We start from the raw sequence: 19,138 nt of genomic DNA, 5'->3' as shown, positions 1-19,138 counted from the left end.
TGGAGTCTGAGGCAGTCGACGTACCCTGCGTGCCATGAGCGATCTTGAGATACGCCCCGCGACCTCTGCGGACATCCCGGACCTCGTGGCCATGCTCGCCGACGATCCACTCGGCGCCCAGCGGGAGTCACCCGATGACCTCACCCCGTACCGCATCGCCTTCGAGCGGCTTGCCCAGGACCCGAACCAGCACCTGGTGGTCGCCGTCCGCGCGAGCCGCGTCGTCGGCACCCTGCAGCTCACGATCATTCCCGGCCTGTCCCGACGCGGCGCGACCCGTTCGCTCATCGAAGGCGTACGCGTCCACGGCGACGAGCGGGGCAGCGGCCTGGGCACCCAGCTCATCCAATGGGCGGTCGACACCTCCAGGCACCACGACTGCCAGCTGGTCCAACTAACCTCCGACGCCACCCGCACCGACGCCCACCGCTTCTACGAACGCCTCGGCTTCACAGCCTCGCACCTGGGCTTCAAACTCCAGCTCTGACCCCTTTCCCCTCGGGGCTACGGCCGAAGGGTTCCGGAGGCAGCGTGGACCTTGAGGGAACCCGGTGTACGGCCCGACAGTTCCCGGGTGACACGGGTGAGGTGTGCTTGGTCGGCGAAGCCCGCCACCGCGGCGGCCGATGCCGGGGTGCTGCCGGGCAGCGCGGCCACCGCGGTGCGCAGCCGCCGCCACTGGCGCAGCCTGGCCAGAGGAACACCCACCGTCGAACGGACCAGGGCGCGCAGCCTCGGGGGCGAGAGCCCCACCTCCGTGGCCACAGCGTCCAGTTGCTTGGCCTGTCCGCACACCCGGACCGCGTGCGCGACACGGGGATCGATCACTGGAGCTTCGCCGGTCACGGTGCTCACTTCCCGGTGCAGTGCCGCGAGGTCCATGTCCTCGCCCAGTGCATCGAGCAACCGCCGTACGGTCGAGGACTCCAGCCGACTCAGGCCAAGCCCCGGCCGCACACACCAGGGCTCAAGGAAGACAGCGACAAACGCCGACGACGTCGCACACGCGTGGTCGAGCTGCGGGGGCACCAGCACTCCAGCCGCGGCCATCTCCCCGACGGTCACGTGGCCGCCCACCGGCAGCACCACCTTCCACGCCGGGTGCCGGTGCCGGGCCACGGTGGCGGCCGAGGTCTCGGCGAACAACGTGACCTCACCGCCCTGGGCGAAAGAAAGCCGACGACCGTTCTGTTCAATACTCCAGGCCCGGCGCGACTCCATCATCGCCGCATGTCTACTCTCGGAGCCTTCACCCTCGCCGTTCTCATGACCGCCTCCGGCATCGCCCACTTCGCGCTACCCGCCTACTTCCGCACCCTCGTGCCCGCCTGGCTACCGGCCCCCGGCGCGCTGGTCGTCGCCACCGGCCTGGCGAACATCGTGGCGGGGACCCTGCTTCTGGCCCCCGGCTCCCGCCCCGCTGGCGGCTGGCTCGCCACCGCGCTCATCGCCACCTATCTGACATCCCACGTCAACGCCCTCCACCAGGCCCACCCCTCCCAGCTTCGCTTCCTGGACCGCCCCACAGGAGTAGCGGCCCGGCTCCTGGTCAACATCGCCTACCTCGCCTGGGCAGTCCTGGTCGCCCAGCATGGATAGGCGCTGCGGTTTGTAGGGTCTCGCCGCTCGCTGCATACGCCGACGCCACAGAGGTACGTGGCTAGGTCGCGCGCGGCGAAGTCGGCGTTGCGCGCTTCGTCGGAGTCGGCATCCCCATGGACCGGTAGCGTCGGATGTCGAAGTCTCTGAATGCCCGGCCGTCAATTACCTCTCCTGAACGCCGTAGCGGCCAGACTGGAGACCCCGGCGACAAGGCCCGGGTCCTCTCGCGGTCCGGCTTCAGCGCGCGGCAGCGCTCGGGGTCAGGGGCTCGTCGGTCGTGTAGAACCGGAGGACCGATGGCAGGGCTTCGTCCAGGGAGATCACGCCGTCGTTGTCGGTGTCGATGCCCGAGGCCCTGGCGTGCGCCGCCTCCGGTGCCATGCCCATGACGGCGAGCATCCGCTCCCATTCGTCCGTGCTCACCTCCTGGCTGTCGTCGACGTCGGCAACAGCGAGGACGGCGGTGACCCAAGGCCGCACCATCCGGGTCTACTCCTGCTGATTGTCCCGCAGGTGCCGAGCGGCCGCGGCGACGAACTCGGGCTGCGTGATCCGGCCGTCCTGGTCGGCGTCGGCCAGTTCCGCCAGCCGTGTCCAGTAGTGCTGGGCGCCGTCGATGAGTGCCTTGCCCTTCGGGCTGGCGGGGATCTGGTCGAACGCGGTGATGAGAGTGCGGGCCGCTTGGTCGAAATCGGACTGGCTGATGGTCCCGTCCCCATCATGGTCGAGGGCATCGCATCGGAAGGACATCTTGTGGGTGTAGTGGCTCTCTGCCGTGTGTGGGGTCCTTCCGGGGGTGATGGTGCGGCAGATCGTGTCGCGGTCGCAGGGAACCACACCCCAGCACGCCGAAGTGAGCCTGATCGTTTCTGCAATGAAGGTGTTAGTCCGGTCGGGTGGGCCCGCTGCCAAAAGGTCGCTTTGTGGTGGCCGTGCCCAGTAATAAAGTCCCGTATGGGTATGACGACTGGGATGCACACACCCGGAGAAACTCCGCAGCCGGGCTCCTGCGCAGAGGCTCGGCACTACGCCATCGAACTTCTGGACGATGCGGTCGATCGGTGGCCGGGCCGGGAGGCGCTGGTCGGCCGGGGGGTCCGGTGGTCGTATGCGGACCTGGCGAGCAGTGTGCGCAGCGTGGCTGCAACGCTGGGCAGTCTGGTGGCACCGGGCGAGGACGTCGCCGTGTTGTCGGGCAATCGGCCCGAGTACGTCGCCGTACAGCTCGCCGTGCACCTGCTGGGGTGTCGGCTGGTGGCGGTGTCGCCCGCGATCAGTGACCAGGCCATGGAGCAGAACCTGCGGAGCATCCGTCCCGCGGCGCTCGTCTTCGATCCGCTGCGTCACACAGCACGCGCCGAGCGGCTGAACGCGGTTGTCCAGCCTCGCCATCTGCTGTCGCTCGGCCCCTGCGAGACCGGAGTGGATCTGCTGGCAAGGCCGGAGAACCGGCTGGAGGCCGCAAGGGCGTGGGCAGGCGCCGACGCGGTGAAGACGGTGTTCTTGACCTCGGGAACGACCGGGTACCCGAAGCCGGTGGTGCACGGCCACGGCCTCTACGCGCTGATTTCCTCGCTCGTGGGGGAAGGCGGGCTGGTCGCCGCGGGCGAACGGCGGCTGGTATGTACGCCGCTCACCTTCATCGGCAGTCACTTCTTTCTCCCGACCCTGATGTCCGGGGGCACGCTTGTCCTGCACGAGGGATTCGACGCCGGGGAGGTACTGGAGACGATCGCGGCAGAGCGCATCAACGTGATCCTCCTGCCCACCGTGATGCTCGACCAGCTCGCGGATCACCCGGGGCTCGCCGAAGCCGATCTGTCGACGCTGCGGCGTATCCAATACGGCGCCTCTCGCCCGAGTCCCCCGAGGGTGCGCGTGGCCCTGAAGCGGTTCGGGCCCATTCTGCAGCAGGTTTACGGCATGACCGAGGCTGGGCCGGTGAGCCTGCTCCAGCCGGCCGACCATCATCCCGCCGACCCCCACCGTCTGGGGTCCGCCGGCTACCCGGTGCCGGGGGTGCGGGTGAAGATCCGCCATGACAGCGGCCGCGAGGCCCTTCCTGGTGAGACGGGCGAGGTACTGGTCCACAGCAGGGGCGTGATGGAAGGCTATCTCGACCGGACGGTCACGCCGACCGTGAGGGAGGGCTGGCTGCACACTGGGGACCTCGGCCACGTCGATGCCGACGGCCGACTGTTCGTCGTCGAACGGCTGAAGGACGTGATCCTGCACGCCGGCACCGGGTTGCGGGTGTGGTCGCGGGAGGTCGAGGAGGTCCTGCTGGGCCACCCCGCGGTGCACGCAGCCGCGGTCATCGGGATTCCGGCGGAGGCCAACGGCGAATGGGTCCATGCGGTGGTGGTGGCCGCCCCGGGCGCTGTGATCGATGCGCACGCCCTTCGCGCCCATGCCTTGGCGGTCCTGGGCCAGGAACTCATGGTGCCCGCGCATTTCCACGTGGTCGATGCTCTCCCGCTGACCGCCATGGGGAAGATCGACAAAGCGGCGCTGCGACAGCGGTACTCGCCGGCGCGGACCGCTACCGCATGAAGGTCCGTGAAGCAATCGGCGATGCACTGGCCGTGCTGGGAGTCGACACCGTCTTCGCGTTGGCGGGCGCCGCCAACCTCGCCCTCCTGAACGATCTGGCAGCACGCCTGGGCATCCGGATCGTGCACGGCCGCCACGAAGCGGCAGTCGTCAGCATGGCCGACGGCCTCGCCCGATTCACCGGCCGACCCGCCGTGGCCACCGTCACGGCCGGCCCTGGGCTGACCAACACCGCCACCGCCCTCGCCGTCGCCCGCAGCCACCGCTCACCGGTACTGCTGCTCGCCGGCGACGTCCCGGCGCAGGCTGTCCGCCATCCGCAACGCCTCGACCAGGCCGCGCTCGCCCGGAGCCTGGGATGCCGGACAGCGACCGCGCGCCACGCCGGGGACCTGTTGCCCGCACTGCGCTCCGCTCACGCGGCGCTAGCGGGCGGCGAGCCCTTCGTGCTGAACCTGCCCCTGGACACGCAGGAAACCGATGTCCCACGGCCGGACCCGCATGCTTGGACCGCCCCGCTGCCCCCTGCGGCGACACCCCTCGACGGCCAGCTGAACGTCGCTGCGGAACACCTCGTCCGGGCCCGACGAGTCGGCATCCTGGCCGGACGCGGCGCTGCGGACGCCCACACAGGGTTGCTGCTGCGCCATCTGGCAGACAGCGTGCCCGCGGTCCTGGCGACCACGCTGGGGGCCAACGGACTGTTCACCGGTCATCCTTGCGATGCCGGCATGACGGGCGCGCTGGGAGACGGCCGCGCAGGATCCGAACTCGCCGCCTGTGACGTCCTGCTCGCTGTCGGGACCAGCCTCCACCCCCTGACTCTGCCCTCACCAGGTGGCACCACCACCGTCATCCGCGTCGACACGGCCGAACCCGACCGTGACCTCGCGGCCGATACGGACGTCTTCGTGCGCGGGGATGCCACCGCGGTCGTCCGCCGACTTCTCGCTCTCCTGCGCGGACGGGCGCCGGAAACGCACGGCATTCCCACGCCACCCCATCGGCCACCCGGCCGGCGGGCAACGGACCCACGCCCGTACCAGGACACCCTCACCACCGTGGACCCCCGGCACGCCCTGGCGGAACTCCTCCCGCTGCTGCCGCCGACCGCCGGCATCGTCATCGGAGGGGGCCACGCGTCCGTGACGGCGTGCCAGATGGTCCCCGCGCCCGGCATTCGTTCCTGGACCTGCCCCAGCACCGACTTCGGAGCCATCGGCCAGTCACTCGCCGTTGCGCTCGGCGCATGCTTCTCCGCCCCTTCCCGCCGCATCGTCCACATCACCGGCGACGGGGACCTGATGATGGCGCTCGGCGAACTCCACACCGCGGTCCGCTACCACCTCCCGCTCACTGTGATCGTCCTCAACGACCAGGGCTTCGGGCAGGAGCGCCATCAGCTCGGCGAGAGCATCCAACGCGGACTCGCCGATCATCCTTCCCCCGACCTGGCAGCCCTGGCCAAGCACGCGCTCAACGCGGCCAGCTACCGGATCGACGGACCGAGCGACCTCCACCATCTCAAGCAGGCCATGCAGCACCCCCACGGCCTGGTCCTCGTCGACATCCGGACCACCCCCGGCTACCGGAACCCGGCCTCCACCAACATCGCCCAAGCCCTCGCGACGATGTGACCCTTCCGGACACCGCCATGAACAGGAGCAGCAGAGAGTGACAGCCGGGGAGTTCACCGGGAGAACAGCTGTGGTCACCAGCGCCCGGGACATGATCGGTTCGGCAGTCGTCGCGCGGCTTGCCGCACTGGGCGCCTCGGTGATCGCCGTCGACCGGACGCCGCGTGCCGCGCGGGACGGCAGTGCAGGCCGCCGGATCGGTCGTACACCTGGAGGCGGACGTGACACGGCCGGATGACGTGAGGCGGCTCGTGCAGCGGGCCGAGGCGGAGGCATGGCCGCTAGGTTTCCTCGTCAACGCGGCCGGGGTCCTGCACAGTGGGCCGACCGGCCTGGTGGAGCGGGGGCGAGGCGCGATCGTGACGGTCGCGTCGAGCGCGGCCGGGATTGCCCGCACGGGGACGGCGGCAGCGCCCGCGCTGTCATCGAAACCTCGCCAAGCACACACGACATGCCCCACCCCCGAGCAGCAAGAACGGGGAGTGAAGCCCCCCGTCTCGACCAGCTGAGACATTTCCACGATCGGGTCGGGGAACGCCGCTCCATAGATCGAGACCGGGATCAGCACTACGACGGGCGAACGATCAGGTAAGAGTTCGTCTCGCTGCCTTGTCCCTTGGGCCAGAAAAAGGCCACGGTCAATGAGAAAGGGACATCGGGAATGCGAGCCTACAGCCGCGGTGATGTCAGGTCTGGGCCATGTCCACGAAGCGGGAGTAGTGGCCCTGGAAGGCGACGGTGATCGTGGCCGTCGGGCCGTTTCGGTGCTTGGCCACGATCATGTCGGCCTCGCCCGCACGGGGTGACTCCTTCTCGTACGCGTCCTCGCGGTGCAGCAGGATCACCATGTCCGCGTCCTGCTCGATCGACCCCGACTCACGCAGGTCGGAGACCATCGGCTTCTTGTCCGTACGCTGCTCGGGACCACGGTTCAGCTGGGAGAGCGCGATGACCGGGAGTTCCAGTTCCTTGGCCAGCAACTTGAGGTTTCGGGACATGTCCGAGACCTCCTGCTGACGGCTCTCGGCCCGCTTGGAGCCGCCGGACTGCATCAGCTGCAGATAGTCGATGACCACAAGCCGCAGGTCGTTGCGCTGCTTGAGGCGGCGGCACTTGGCGCGGATCTCCATCATCGACAGGTTCGGGGAGTCGTCGATGTACAGCGGGGCCGCCGAGACGTCCGGCATCCGGCGCGCGAGGCGCGTCCAGTCCTCGTCCGTCATCGTGCCGGAGCGCATGTGGTGCAGCGCGACGCGGGCCTCCGCGGACAGCAGGCGCATCGCGATCTCGTTGCGCCCCATCTCCAGGGAGAAGATCACGCTGGGGAGGTTGTTCTTGATGGAGGCGGCGCGCGCGAAATCCAGCGCCAGCGTCGACTTACCCATGGCGGGTCGGGCGGCGATGATGACCATCTGGCCGGGGTGCAGGCCGTTAGTCAGCGAGTCGAAGTCGGTGAAGCCCGTCGGCACGCCGGTCATCTCACCACTGCGGGAGCCGATCGCCTCGATCTCGTCGAGCGCGCCCTCCATGATGTCGCCGAGCGGCAGATAGTCCTCGCTGGTGCGCTGCTCGGTGACGGCGTAGATCTCGGCCTGGGCGCTGTTGACGATCTCATCCACGTCGCCGTCGGCCGCGTATCCCATCTGGGTGATGCGGGTACCGGCCTCGACCAGGCGGCGCAGCACCGCCCGCTCATGGACGATCTCCGCGTAGTACTCGGCGTTGGCAGCGGTCGGAACCGACTGGACCAGGGTGTGCAGATATGATGCGCCGCCCACCTTGGTGATCTCGCCGCGCTTGGTCAGCTCGGCGGCGACCGTGATCGGGTCGGCTGGCTCACCCTTGGCGTAGAGGTCGAGGACGGCCTGGTAGATGGTCTCGTGAGCGGGGCGGTAGAAGTCGTTGCCCTTGAGTACTTCTACGACGTCAGCGATCGCGTCCTTGGACAGGAGCATGCCGCCCAGTACCGACTGCTCGGCGTCCAAGTCCTGGGGCGGTACGCGCTCGAAGGTGGAGCCGCCGTCCCATCCACCGCTGTCCCGGCCTCGGTCGTGCTGGTCGTCACGGCCCCGCCCACCATCGCGGCGCTGTCGGGAGACGGGCAGACGGTCACTGGGACCGCCGTCGGCCCAGGGCTCGTCCAAGGGCTCGGAAATACTCACCGGGCCACCTCCTCCCGTCCGCCACGCGGACCTCACCGTGCACCACATTCCTACGGCACGGCACTGACAAAGCGAGTAGCCCAACTCCGTTTCTGACGCATCGGTTCTTCCGGGTTCTGAGACCGGGGAAACGGGGGTGGGCGCCGGACCACGGTAGGCCCGCGGGCACCGTCAGCCAATCTGGTTATCCACAGGCCCTGTGGACGACGGACCCTATGCTGTGGAGAACTCGGCCTATCCTGTGCACAGCCCGGTGGACAGTTCTGTGAACAAGCCCTCAGCCGCTCCAGAAAACCAGCTCTGACCAGGACTTTCCCTGGGCTCACGCTGTGCATAAGAAAAACTTCCCCAGTCGGACCAAGTTCTCGGCAAACTGCGCGGCGCGGAGCGCCCACCTGGCCACGAGGTAATGGTCACGATGCCATTGCGTCTCTTACCTGTGGAAGATTAGATTGGCCCCCATGACCCAGGCTCCCCCGACCCCCAAGTCGGTCCGCCGCCAGCACGACCGAGAGATCGTCGCGCTCGCCGTCCCGGCCTTCGGGGCACTCGTCGCCGAGCCGCTCTTCGTGATGGCCGACACCGCCATCGTCGGCCACCTGGGCACCGCCCAGCTGGCCGGCCTCGGCGTGGCATCGGCTGTCCTGATGACCGCCGTCAGCGTCTTCGTCTTTCTCGCCTACGCCACCACGGCCGCGGTCGCGCGCCGTGTCGGCGCGGGAGACCTGCCGTCCGCTATCCGCCAGGGCATGGATGGCATCTGGCTCGCCGCGCTGCTCGGCGCCCTCGTCGTCGCCGTCGCCCTGCCCGCTGTCCCTGCCGTGGTCAACCTCATCGGAGCCTCGGACACCGCCGCACCCTACGCCATCACCTATCTGCGGATCTCCATCCTGGGCGTCCCCGCGATGCTCATCGTGCTGGCCGCCACCGGAGTCCTACGCGGCCTACAGGACACCAGGACACCGCTCTACGTGGCCCTCGCGGGCTTCACCGCCAACGTCGCACTGAACGTCGTGCTGGTGTACGGCGCCGGCTTCGGGATCGCCGGGTCCGCCTGGGGCACGGTGATCGCCCAGATGGGCATGGCCGCCGCCTACCTCGTCGTCGTCGCCCGTGGGGCACGACGGCACGGTGCCTCACTGCGGCCAGACCCAGCCGGTATCCGGGCCTGCGCCCAGGCCGGAGCTCCCCTGCTTGTCCGTACCCTCTCGCTGCGCGCGATTCTGATGCTCGCCACCGCTGTCGCCGCCCGGCTGGGCGATGCCGAGGTGGCCGCCCACCAGATCATCCTGACGCTGTGGAGCCTGCTGAGCTTCGCTCTCGACGCCATCGCTATCGCCGGGCAGGCCATCATCGGCCGCTATCTGGGGGCGGGAGACACCCAGGGAGCGCGCGACGCCTGTCGCCGGATGGTCCAGTGGGGCATCGCCGCCGGGGTCGTTCTGGGGCTGCTGGTCGTCGCGGCCCGACCGGTCTTCCTTCCGCTGTTCACCAGCGACCCCAGCGTCCAGGACACCGCGTTCCTCGCCCTGCTGGTGGTCGCGGTCTGCCAGCCGATCGCCGGCATCGTCTTCATTCTCGACGGCGTGCTGATGGGCGCCGGGGACGGCCGCTACCTCGCCTGGGCCATGCTCGTCACCCTTGCCGCCTTCACCCCTGCCGCCCTGCTGGTACCGGCTCTCGGCGGCGGCCTGACAGCGCTCTGGGGCGCGATGGCCCTGATGATGACGGCGCGCATGCTGACACTCTGGCTGCGGACCCGATCGGGCCGCTGGATCGTCACCGGCGCCACCCGCTGACCCGGGCTCCTCGCCGAGCGCCCCGTTTCACGTGAAACGAACGGTTTCACGTGAAACACCCAGCACCCAGCACACCGCAGACAGAGCAAGAAGGGCCGCACCCCAGGGGTGCGGCCCTTCTCACGCTCAACCGAGCGCTGCGCTTACGCGGCGACGACCTCGATGTTGACCTTGGCGGCCACCTCGGGGTGCAGACGCACGGACGCCTCGTGGGCGCCCAGCGACTTGATCGGCGCGCCCAGCTCGATGCGGCGCTTGTCGACCTCGGGGCCACCGGCAACCTTGATCGCGGAAGCGATGTCAGCAGCGGTCACAGCACCGAAGAGACGGCCGGCCTCGCCGGAGCGGGTCGCCAGACGCACCTTGACGGCCTCGAGCTGGCCCTTGATCTGGTTGGCCTGCTCGATGGTCTGGATCTCGTGGATCTTGCGAGCACGACGGATCTGCTCGACGTCCTTCTCGCCACCCTTGGTCCAGCGGATCGCGAAACCACGCGGGACCAGGTAGTTGCGAGCGTAGCCGTCCTTGACGTCGACGACGTCGCCGGCGGCACCGAGGCCAGAGACCTCGTGGGTGAGGATGATCTTCATGATTCGGTCACCCTTCCCTTATCGCGCGGTGGACGTGTAGGGCAGCAGCGCCATCTCACGGCTGTTCTTGACGGCCGTGGCGACGTCACGCTGGTGCTGCGTGCAGTTGCCGGTCACGCGGCGGGCACGGATCTTGCCACGGTCGGAAATGAACTTCCGCAGCATGTTCGTGTCCTTGTAGTCCACGTAGACGGTCTTGTCCTTGCAGAATGCGCAGACCTTCTTCTTAGGCTTGCGCACAGGCGGCTTCGCCATGGTGTTTCTCCTGTGTGATCAAGAAGTGTGGGTGCGAGCCCAGCCCTGGAACCAGCCGGAGCTAGAAGGGGGGCTCGTCCGAGTAGCCGCCGCCGGAGCCACCGGAGCTTCCGCCCCAGCCGCCACCGCCGCCGCCCTGCTGGCCGCCACCGGCCGGCGTACCGGGTCCCCAGGGGTCACTGGCGGGAGCTGCCCCGCCACCCTGCTGCTGACCGCCACCAGAGCCTCCGCCCCAGTTGCCGCCGCCCTGCTGGCCGCCGCCACCGCCGCCGTAACCACCCTGGCCGCCTCGGCCCGTGGTCTTGGTGACCTTGGCCGTGGCGGTCTTGAGGCTGGCGCCGACTTCCTCGACGTCCAGCTCGTAGACCGTGCGCTTGACGCCCTCACGGTCCTCGTAGGACCGCTGCTTCAGACGGCCCTGCACGATGACGCGCATGCCTCGCTGAAGCGACTCCGCGACGTTCTCCGCCGCCTGACGCCAGACCGAGCAGGTGAGGAACAGGCCTTCGCCGTCCTTCCACTCATTGGTCTGCTTGTCGAAGATGCGGGGAGTGGACGCGACACGGAACTTCGCGACCGCCGCACCGGAGGGGGTGAAGCGCAGCTCGGGATCATCGACAAGGTTGCCGACGATCGTGATGACGGTCTCGCCTGCCATGGGGGAACCTCTCGGCGGGTTGCTGCTGGCTGCTTGCTGCTACTCGATTCCCGGACTCCGCTGAGCGGGAAAGCTCAGTGAGTCTCGGGACGGAGGACCTTGGTCCGGAGGACCGACTCGTTCAGGTTCATCTGGCGGTCGAGCTCCTTGACGACCGCAGGCTCGGCCTGCAGGTCGATGACCGAGTAGATGCCCTCGGGCTTCTTCTTGATCTCGTACGAGAGCCGACGACGGCCCCAGGTGTCGACCTTCTCGACCTTTCCGTTGCCCTCACGGACGACGGAGAGGAAGTTCTCGATCAGCGGAGAGACAGCACGCTCTTCGAGATCGGGGTCGAGGATGACCATCACCTCGTAGTGACGCATGTGGAACCCACCTCCTTTGGACTCAGCGGCCACGGTCGTTCCGTGGCAGGAGGGTTGTTATGCGTACGCAACGGTATCGGCCACCACTGACAGTCGACCCTCGCGAGCGAAGGTGACCTTGTGGCCTGGGCAGACACCGGTGCAGACGGTACAGACTACCCGCCGGGCGCTTCCGGTTGAAATCCGGTGGTCAGGAGGGGCAATCTGGACACATCGGGTGTCGACGGCGCTACGATGCGCTCTTTCGCCAGGAGGTGCCACTCATGGCACAGGCAATACGACCCAACATCACCGGTTCGCTGCTCGCCACGGACGGCAAACCCCATCGCCTGCAGGACACGCTGCTGGCCATCACGCTGGTGCTGGGTGCTACGGCGTTGATCACGTCGATGTTCCACTCCCTGCACCTGCTCACGTCCTGGACGGGCCTCATCGGCATCCTCGCGGGCGGCTACGGGCAGTTCATCTCCGAGACAACCCGGGAGCGCTTCGGGCTGATCCTCGGACTGGGAGCCTCCGCTGTCGGCTTCTACCTCGGCATGGCGCATGGCGGCCTCTTCGGCGGCGTGATCGGCTTCTAGCGGAGGCGGCGTCCGGGCCTACCTCCGGGTGGCCAGTCGGGGCGCTCCCCAGGCGCAGTAGGCTTCGGCGCGAGAGCCGGAGCCCCTGCCCCATGGGGACACACCTGCCGAGGAGCGCCCCGCATGAGCCTGACCCTGAGGACCATCAGCCAAGAGCAGCATCTGGCGTACATCCAGAGCCTGCCCTCGGCGAGCCACTGCCAGGTCCCGGCGTGGGCGAACGTCAAGAACGAATGGCGTTCCGAGAGCCTTGGCTGGTTCGACAAGAACGGCGAGCTGGTCGGGGCCGGGCTGGTGCTCTATCGCCAGTTGCCCAAGATCAAGCGGTACCTCGCCTATCTCCCCGAGGGCCCGGTCATCAACTGGCACGCCCCGAACCTCGATGACTGGCTGAAGCCGATGCTGGCGCATCTGAAGCAGCAGGGCGCCTTCTCCGTGAAGATGGGCCCGCCGGTCGTCATCCGCCGCTGGCAGGCGCCGACGATCAAGAAGGGCATCCAGGACCCGGAGGTCAAGCGACTGCGGGACATCGAGGCGGATGTCATCGAGCCGCGCGCCTTCGAGGTGGCCGACCGGCTCCGCAAGATGGGCTGGCAGCAGGGCGAGGACGGCGGGGCTGGCTTCGGTGACGTACAGCCGCGCTACGTGTTCCAGGTGCCCCTCGCGGGCCGCGCGCTCGACGACGTCCAAAAGGGCTTCAACCAATTGTGGCGCCGCAACATCAAGAAGGCGGAGAAGTCCGGTGTCGAGGTCGTCCAGGGCGGCTACAACGACCTTCCGGTGTGGCAGGAGCTGTACGAGGTCACCGCTGAGCGCGACAGGTTCCGGCCACGGCCGCTCAGTTACTTCCAGCGGCAGTGGACGGCGCTCAACGCCGAAGACCCCAACCGGATGCGGCTCTACATCGCCAAGCACGAGGGCGAGCCGCTGGCTGCCGCCACGATGATCACCGTCGGCAGCCATGTCTGGTACTCCTACGGCGCGTCGGTCAATCACAAGCGCGAGGTACGGCCCTCCAACGCCATGCAGTGGCGCATGCTCCGCGACGCCTACGCACTCGGCGCGAGCGTGTACGACCTGCGCGGCATCTCCGACTCGCTGGACGAGACCGATCACCTCTTTGGCTTGATTCAGTTCAAGGTCGGCACCGGCGGCGAGGCCGTCGAGTACGTCGGGGAGTGGGACTTCCCGCTCAACAAGGTGCTACACAAGGCACTCGACATGTACATGTCGCGTCGCTGACGCGCGTCAGCTTCCCTTCACTTCGATACACCGCAGAGACGAGAAAGGTTCCGGGACCGGCCATGGCGCTCACGCTTTATGTCGACACCGCCCGCTGGCGAGCACATCACAAGCATGTGTTCGAACAGTTCCCGGGGATCATCCCCGTCTGCAAGGGCAACGGATACGGCTTCGGGCATGAGCGGCTGGCCGAAGAGGCGACCCAACTGGGCGCCGACACGCTCGCCGTCGGCACCACCTACGAAGCCGCTCGCATCAAGGACTGGTTCGGCGGCGACCTGCTGGTCCTGACCCCGTTCCGGCGGGGTGAGGAGCCGGTTCCTCTGCCCGACCGCGTGATCCGTTCGGTGTCCTCCGTGGACGGCGTGCACGGTCTGGTCGGCGCGCGCGTGGTCATCGAGGTCATGAGCTCGATGAAGCGGCACGGCGTCAGCGAGCAGGACCTGCCCGAACTGCGGTCGGCCATCGAGGACGTACGCCTGGAGGGCTTCGGCATCCATCTGCCGCTGGACCGGGCCGACGGCTCGGACGCGGTCGAGGAGGTCATCGCCTGGATGGAACGCCTGCGTGCGGCTCAGCTTCCGCTGCACACCATGTTCGTCAGCCACCTCTCCGCCGAGGAGCTCGGCCGTCTCCGGCAGCAGTTCCCGCAGACCCGCTTCCGGGTGCGTATCGGTACGCGGCTGTGGCTCGGCGACCACGACGCGACCCAGTACCGCGGCTCGGTCCTGGACGTCACCCGGGTGACCAAGGGCGAGCGCTTCGGCTATCGCCAGCAGAAGGCCGCGTCGGACGGCTACCTGGTGGTGGTCGCGGGAGGTACGTCGCACGGCGTCGGCCTGGAAGCGCCCAAGGCGCTGCACGGCGTGATGCCGCGGGCCAAGGGCGTCGCCCGGGCGGGCCTGGCGACCGTCAACCGCAATCTGGCGCCGTTCGTCTGGGCCGACAAGCAGCGCTGGTTCGCGGAGCCGCCGCACATGCAGGTGTCGATCCTCTTCGTGCCCGGGGACGCGCCGGAGCCGAAGGTCGGCGATGAGCTGGTGGCCCATCTTCGGCACACCACCACGCAGTTCGACCGCATGGTCGACCGCTGAGCCCGGCGGCGCCCGCTCGCTCAGGCTCTCAGGGTCCCGCGTTGCCCGGCGTCTTCCGCTGGACCTCGTCCGTGCCCCACGCGACGGAGGCCCCGGGGGGACCCTGAGCGGCCGTGGCGTGGTGCGGTGAGGGCCCCGGCTGGCCGAGAGCGAAGACATCCGCCGCCCCGTCCAGGACACCGCCCGACGGGTCGTCGGAGCCGTCCCGTCTGACGACGTCCCGCTCCGGCATCAGGATGTCGCGTACGACGACAGCACACAGGTAGAGCGTGCCCAGCAGGTGAATGGCGATCACCAGCTGGTAGCCCTCCTCCGGAAGGCCCTGGTGCTTGTCGCCGCTCGTCGTGTACGCGAGGTACATCCAGATGCCCAGGAAGTACATGCCCTCGCAGGCCTGCCAGATCAGGAAGTCCCGCCATCGAGGCCTGGCCAGTACGGCGAGCGGGATCAGCCACAGTACGTACTGCGGTGAGTAGACCTTGTTGGTGAGGATGAACGCCGCCACGATCAACAGCGCCAGCTGAGCGAACCGCGGCCTGCGCGGCGCGGCCAGCGCGAGCGCGGCGACGCCCAGACACACCAGGAGCATCAGCGCGGTAGCGAGGTTGTTCACCGTGTCCGTGGCGAGGGGGCTGTCCATCCGCTGCTGGAGGATGAGCCAGAACGAACCGAAGTCCGTCCCCCGCTCCCGGCTGAAGGTGTAGAACTCCTTCCACCCGTCCGGGGCGAGCAGCATCACGGGCAGGTTCACCACGAGCCAGGAGCTGACCGCGCCGGCCGCGGCGATTCCGAACTCCCGCCACTTCCCGGCCCGCCAGCACAGCACGAACAGGGGACCGAGCAGCAGGAAGGGATAGAGCTTGGCCGCGGTCGCCAGTCCGAGCAGCACACCGAAGGCCAGGGGCCGCTCACGCGACCACATGAGCATCGCGGCGGCCGTGAGCGCGAGGGCGAGCAGGTCCCAGTTGATGGTGGCGGTGAGCGCGAAGGCGGGTGCGAGAGCGACGAGCAGGCCGTCCCAGGGGCGGCGACGGTGGGTACGCGCGACGCAGACGGCGATGACCACCGCGCAGACCATCAGCATCCCGGAGTTGACCAGCCAGTAGATCTGTTCGCGGTACTGGAGGGTGCCGCCGTCCGGGACGAACCAGGACGCGACCTCCATGAACAGACCGGTCAGCACCGGGTACTCGAGGTACTGGTGGCTGCCGGACAACTCCTCGAAGTACGGCACCAGCCCGTCGGCGAAGCCGCGTCCCACGAAGAGGTGCGGGATGTCGGAGTAGCAGGCGTGGGTGTACTGCGCCCCGGCGCCGAAGAACCATGCGCCGTTGTAGCAGGGCAGCTTCTGCACCATGCCCAGGGCGAACATGCCGATGGCGACCAGAGCGATGACGCGTACGGGAGTCCACCAGCTCCGGCCGTGCAGGGCCCGCTTCCCGGCCGGCCCGCCGATCAGCTCGCTGCCCGCCGCGGCGACCTCGTCCTGCCGCGTCGGCAGCACCACGTCTGAGTGCGGTGCGCCCGGGCTCGTCCTGCTCGTCGTCATGGGGCTCATCCTGCCGCATACACCTGGGAGATAGCGCAGGCCGCCGCACCGTGTGGTGCGGCGGCCGTTGTTTCACGTGAAACGCGTCGTCGGAGCCGGACTAGCCGGTTCTGCCGGCCACCCAGCCTCCTCCTCCATCGCCGTTTCCGTTACCTCCGCTGTCCGTCTCGCCGCCCTCGGTGGTCCCGCCGTCCGAGGTCGTGCCGTCCGAGGTCCCGCCGTCCGTGAGGCCGCCGCTCTCCGTGGTCCCGCCGTCCGTGGTGCCGCCTTCGGTGGTCCCACCGTCGGTCGTTCCGCCGTCGCTGGTCCCGCCGTCCGTCGTCTCACCCCCGGTCGTCCCTCCGCTTACGTGGCACTTCCAGTCGTTCGGCTTGCAGGTCTCGGTGGGTTCTGGCTCCTCCGGTTCGGTCTCCGTGGGCTCCGGCTCGTCCGGTGTCGGGCTGGGCTCCTCGGTCTCCTCCGGCTCCTCCGGCTCCTCAGTCGGGGTCGGAGTCGGCGTGGGGCTCTCCAGCCCGCCGCCGTAGACCTTCTTGCCGATCGGCTCCGGCTCGGGGAACCGCAGCTTCTTCTCACCCTTAAGCGCCTGCGTCATGTAGTCCTTCCAGATGACGGACGGGAATGAGGCGCCGTGGATCTTCTTCTCACCACCCGTGCCGAACATCTCCAGGAACTGCCGGTTCTTGGCCTTCTCGTCGTCGTTGAGCCGGTACATGCTGATGGCCGTGGACAGCTGCGGGGTGTAGCCGACGAACCAGGCCGACTTGTTGCCGTCGGTGGTGCCGGTCTTGCCCGCCACATCGCGGCCAGGTAGCCGGGCGTTCTTGCCGGTGCCGTTCTCCACGACGTTCTTCAGGACGTCGGTGACGTTGTCCGCCACAGCCCGCTCGATGCCGCTTCCCGTCTCAAGCTCGTGCCTGTAGACCAGCTTGCCTTCGTGCTTGACCTCTTGGACCGAGTACGGATCGTTCTGCTTGCCGCTCGCGGCGAAGGTGCCATAGGCACCAGCCATCCGGATCGCGCTGGGGGAGTCGACGCCGAGCGCCACCGAGGGCACCTCACCCTTGGTGAGACCGTCCTCGTGCAGCCCCGCGTCGATCGCCGCCTTGCGCACCTTGCTGATGCCGACGTCCATGCCGAGCTGCACGAACGGCGAGTTCACGGAGTGCTGCATGGCTTCCCGAAGGTCGACCTCGTAGTCCGGCGGCTCACCGTAAGACTGGCTGCCGTCGTTCCTCTGCCGCCACTGTTCGCCGTCTTCGTTCTGCCAGATCGAACCGTCGTAGTTCTTGATCTTCAGGTCGTTCTTGCCGTTGTAGAGGCTCTTCGGTGAGACCGGGGTTCGCTCGGACGCGGGCTGGTCCGGAGGGCCGTCCGGGTCCCGGACGCCGTCCCGCATCGCGGCGGCCAGGACGAACGGCTTGAACGTCGATCCGACCTGGGCACCCGTGGTGTCAGCGTTGTTGGTGAAGTGCGTGCCGTAGTCCTCGCCGCCATAGGTGGCGAGGATCGCACCGGTCTTCGGGTCCACGGAGGCACCACCGAACTGGACGTGAGTGTCCAGGTCCGGACGGGCCTTTTCGTCGATGTTCTTCTTGATGACCTTCGAGACGGCCTTCTCGAGCTCGTTGACCTTCTTCCGATCGAAGGTCGTGTGGATCTCGTAGCCGCCCTTCGTCAGATCCTCGCTGGTGAGGTCCGTGTTGTTGATGACGTAGGCCTTGGCGAGGTTGACGAGGTACCCGATCTGCCCACCCAGCTGGGTGTTACTCCGGCCGTTGCGCACCTCGGGGAACGTCTTGTACTCCGCCCTCTCGGCGGCCGAGAGGCGGCCGTCCTTGACCTCTTCGTCGAGAATCCACGCCCAGCGCTTCTCGGCCCTCTCCCGGTTCTTCTCCGGGGCGGCTCCGACCGGATCGATCTCCGGGTTACCGGCGGGGTCGTAGTAGGTGGCGCCCTTGAGGACCGCCGCGAGCAGGGCGCACTGACTCGCGTTCAGTTCGTCGGCGGGCTTGTCGAAGTAAGCGCGGGCGGCTGCCTGAATACCGTAAGCACCACGTCCGTAGTACGCGGTGTTGAGGTACCCAGCCATGATCTCTTCCTTCGGCAGCTTCGCGCCGACCTTGATGGAGATGAAGAGCTCCTCGAACTTCCGGCTAAGCGTCTGCTCCTGGGACAGCCTCGAGTTCTTGACGTACTGCTGGGTGATTGTCGAACCACCCTGGGTGTTGCCACCCTTCGCCATGTTGAAGAGGGCACGGCCGATTCCCATGGGGTCGATGCCCTTGTCGTCCTCGAACGTCTTGTTCTCGGCCGAGATGACGGCGTTCCGCATCTCTACGGGGATCTTGGCGTAGGGGATGATCTGACGGTTGAACTCACCGCCCGTGGCGACCATCTGCTTGCCATCGGCCCAGTAGAAGACGTTGTTCTGCGCGGTGGCCGACTTCTGCACGTTGGGCACGTCCACGATCGCGTACCCGATACCTGCGGCAGCGACCAGCATCCCGATGAAGCCGACGAAGGTACCCGTCACCTGCTTCCACGACGGGACGAACCTGCGCCATCCGTACTTACCCGCGCGCGGGTAGTCGATGAACCGCTTCTTCGGGGGTTCAGCGCCCCCGCGTCCCCTGCCACGCCCCGGACCGGGCGGTCCGCCGCCGCGGCGGCCTCCGCCACCGCGCTGCGCGGCGCGGCGGGCCTCGGCCCGGCCGCCGTGCGGACGGTCATCGCCAGACGAACCGTATGAGCCAGATGGCTCGTACGAACCGGAGGGCGATCCTGTAGCGCTCCGCGGCGCGGCACGTCGGCCGGATGGCGCCTCTGGGGCGCCGCGCCTGGCCGCGGCACGCCCGCCGCCCTGCGGCGGCGACGGTTTGCGACGGTGCTCGCTCATCGAACGACTACTCCTCGGGCAGGTGCGGCGACGCGCACCTGGAAGCGGCAGGTGTTTTCCGGTCCCCCCGATGTACGTGTGGGCCCCTCCCCGGGCTCACCCGTACTGCATCCCGGTACGTCAGCGCACGGCCGCCCTCTGGCGTCACATGGCTC

At 68.2% G+C, this 19,138-nt stretch carries 19 protein-coding genes; 9 read left to right on the top strand and 10 right to left on the bottom strand.

Annotation, left to right across the window (positions count from 1 at the left end):
* Nucleotides 1-34: 34 nt before the first annotated feature.
* Nucleotides 35-487, top strand: a complete 453-nt coding sequence (locus GCN81_RS30905) for a GNAT family N-acetyltransferase (RefSeq protein ID WP_156727836.1) — start codon at nucleotides 35-37, stop codon at nucleotides 485-487.
* A gap of 17 nt (nucleotides 488-504) precedes the next feature.
* Here GCN81_RS30905 and GCN81_RS30900 read toward each other — a convergent pair whose 3' ends face one another.
* Nucleotides 505-1,146, bottom strand: a complete 642-nt coding sequence (locus GCN81_RS30900) for a helix-turn-helix domain-containing protein (RefSeq protein ID WP_231627087.1) — start codon at nucleotides 1,144-1,146, stop codon at nucleotides 505-507.
* 84 nt (nucleotides 1,147-1,230) lie between these two features.
* Between GCN81_RS30900 and GCN81_RS30895 the strand changes: the two genes are divergently transcribed.
* Nucleotides 1,231-1,599, top strand: a complete 369-nt coding sequence (locus GCN81_RS30895) for a DoxX family protein (protein WP_156727835.1) — start codon at nucleotides 1,231-1,233, stop codon at nucleotides 1,597-1,599.
* 240 nt (nucleotides 1,600-1,839) lie between these two features.
* Here the strand turns inward: GCN81_RS30895 and GCN81_RS32125 are convergent, their stop codons facing one another.
* Nucleotides 1,840-2,085: an EF-hand domain-containing protein gene (locus GCN81_RS32125; RefSeq protein ID WP_197287867.1), complete on the bottom strand. Its 246-nt coding sequence runs from the start codon at nucleotides 2,083-2,085 to the stop codon at nucleotides 1,840-1,842.
* A gap of 6 nt (nucleotides 2,086-2,091) precedes the next feature.
* A complete protein-coding gene (locus tag GCN81_RS32120; protein WP_197287866.1) occupies nucleotides 2,092-2,352 on the bottom strand; it encodes an EF-hand domain-containing protein in 261 nt (86 codons plus the stop codon).
* 222 nt (nucleotides 2,353-2,574) lie between these two features.
* Here GCN81_RS32120 and GCN81_RS30890 point away from each other — a divergent pair, with 222 nt between their 5' ends.
* Genes GCN81_RS30890 through GCN81_RS30880 form a run of 3 tightly spaced genes read left to right on the top strand, consistent with a single transcriptional unit; the run spans nucleotide 2,575 to nucleotide 6,030 of the window.
* Entirely contained in the window at nucleotides 2,575-4,155 is a 1,581-nt protein-coding gene (locus GCN81_RS30890) for an AMP-binding protein (RefSeq protein ID WP_197287865.1), read from the top strand.
* Nucleotides 4,152-5,792, top strand: coding sequence for a thiamine pyrophosphate-binding protein (locus GCN81_RS30885; protein WP_156727833.1), 1,641 nt, complete (start codon nucleotides 4,152-4,154; stop codon nucleotides 5,790-5,792). The genes GCN81_RS30890 and GCN81_RS30885 overlap by 4 nt, the downstream gene beginning before the upstream one ends.
* 37 nt (nucleotides 5,793-5,829) lie before the next feature.
* Entirely contained in the window at nucleotides 5,830-6,030 is a 201-nt protein-coding gene (locus tag GCN81_RS30880; RefSeq protein ID WP_156727832.1) for a hypothetical protein, read from the top strand.
* 448 nt (nucleotides 6,031-6,478) lie between these two features.
* On the opposite strand, the gene dnaB is transcribed toward GCN81_RS30880, so the two are convergent.
* Entirely contained in the window at nucleotides 6,479-7,954 is a 1,476-nt protein-coding gene (dnaB, locus tag GCN81_RS30875; protein WP_156727831.1) for a replicative DNA helicase, read from the bottom strand.
* A 461-nt stretch (nucleotides 7,955-8,415) separates the two neighbouring features.
* On the opposite strand from dnaB, the gene GCN81_RS30870 reads away from it, so the two are divergent.
* A complete protein-coding gene (locus GCN81_RS30870) occupies nucleotides 8,416-9,753 on the top strand; it encodes an MATE family efflux transporter (RefSeq protein ID WP_156727830.1) in 1,338 nt (445 codons plus the stop codon).
* A gap of 143 nt (nucleotides 9,754-9,896) precedes the next feature.
* On the opposite strand, the gene rplI is transcribed toward GCN81_RS30870, so the two are convergent.
* The 4 genes from rplI to rpsF all read right to left on the bottom strand — a co-directional run bounded on the left by rplI (nucleotide 9,897) and on the right by rpsF (nucleotide 11,621).
* A complete protein-coding gene (gene rplI / locus GCN81_RS30865) occupies nucleotides 9,897-10,343 on the bottom strand; it encodes a 50S ribosomal protein L9 (protein ID WP_156727829.1) in 447 nt (148 codons plus the stop codon).
* A gap of 18 nt (nucleotides 10,344-10,361) precedes the next feature.
* Entirely contained in the window at nucleotides 10,362-10,598 is a 237-nt protein-coding gene (gene rpsR, locus GCN81_RS30860; protein WP_003956534.1) for a 30S ribosomal protein S18, read from the bottom strand.
* 61 nt (nucleotides 10,599-10,659) lie between these two features.
* Nucleotides 10,660-11,256, bottom strand: a complete 597-nt coding sequence (locus GCN81_RS30855) for a single-stranded DNA-binding protein (RefSeq protein ID WP_156727828.1) — start codon at nucleotides 11,254-11,256, stop codon at nucleotides 10,660-10,662.
* A 74-nt stretch (nucleotides 11,257-11,330) separates the two neighbouring features.
* Nucleotides 11,331-11,621, bottom strand: coding sequence for a 30S ribosomal protein S6 (rpsF, locus tag GCN81_RS30850; protein WP_006604399.1), 291 nt, complete (start codon nucleotides 11,619-11,621; stop codon nucleotides 11,331-11,333).
* A 263-nt stretch (nucleotides 11,622-11,884) separates the two neighbouring features.
* Here rpsF and GCN81_RS30845 point away from each other — a divergent pair, with 263 nt between their 5' ends.
* The 3 genes from GCN81_RS30845 (at nucleotide 11,885) to GCN81_RS30835 (ending at nucleotide 14,538) form a co-directional block, all read left to right on the top strand.
* Nucleotides 11,885-12,202, top strand: a complete 318-nt coding sequence (locus GCN81_RS30845) for a hypothetical protein (protein WP_156727827.1) — start codon at nucleotides 11,885-11,887, stop codon at nucleotides 12,200-12,202.
* Between the two features lie 123 nt (nucleotides 12,203-12,325).
* Nucleotides 12,326-13,444, top strand: a complete 1,119-nt coding sequence (locus GCN81_RS30840) for a lipid II:glycine glycyltransferase FemX (protein WP_156727826.1) — start codon at nucleotides 12,326-12,328, stop codon at nucleotides 13,442-13,444.
* A gap of 62 nt (nucleotides 13,445-13,506) precedes the next feature.
* Nucleotides 13,507-14,538: an alanine racemase gene (locus tag GCN81_RS30835; RefSeq protein WP_156727825.1), complete on the top strand. Its 1,032-nt coding sequence runs from the start codon at nucleotides 13,507-13,509 to the stop codon at nucleotides 14,536-14,538.
* A gap of 28 nt (nucleotides 14,539-14,566) precedes the next feature.
* On the opposite strand, the gene GCN81_RS30830 is transcribed toward GCN81_RS30835, so the two are convergent.
* The gene (locus GCN81_RS30830) at nucleotides 14,567-16,096 is read right to left on the bottom strand and encodes a glycosyltransferase family 87 protein (protein ID WP_156727824.1); all 1,530 of its coding nucleotides are present in this window, start codon (nucleotides 16,094-16,096) and stop codon (nucleotides 14,567-14,569) included.
* Between the two features lie 91 nt (nucleotides 16,097-16,187).
* Nucleotides 16,188-18,983 carry a transglycosylase domain-containing protein gene (locus GCN81_RS30825; protein WP_156727823.1) on the bottom strand — a complete coding sequence of 932 codons (2,796 nt, stop codon included), beginning with the start codon at nucleotides 18,981-18,983 and terminating at the stop codon, nucleotides 16,188-16,190.
* Between the last annotated feature and the right edge of the window lie 155 nt (nucleotides 18,984-19,138).

Source organism: Streptomyces apocyni (genome assembly GCF_009739465.1).
Lineage (GTDB): Bacteria > Actinomycetota > Actinomycetes > Streptomycetales > Streptomycetaceae > Streptomyces > Streptomyces apocyni.
Note: the sequence above shows the minus strand (reverse complement) of the source record. Positions and strands in the feature narration are given on the sequence as shown.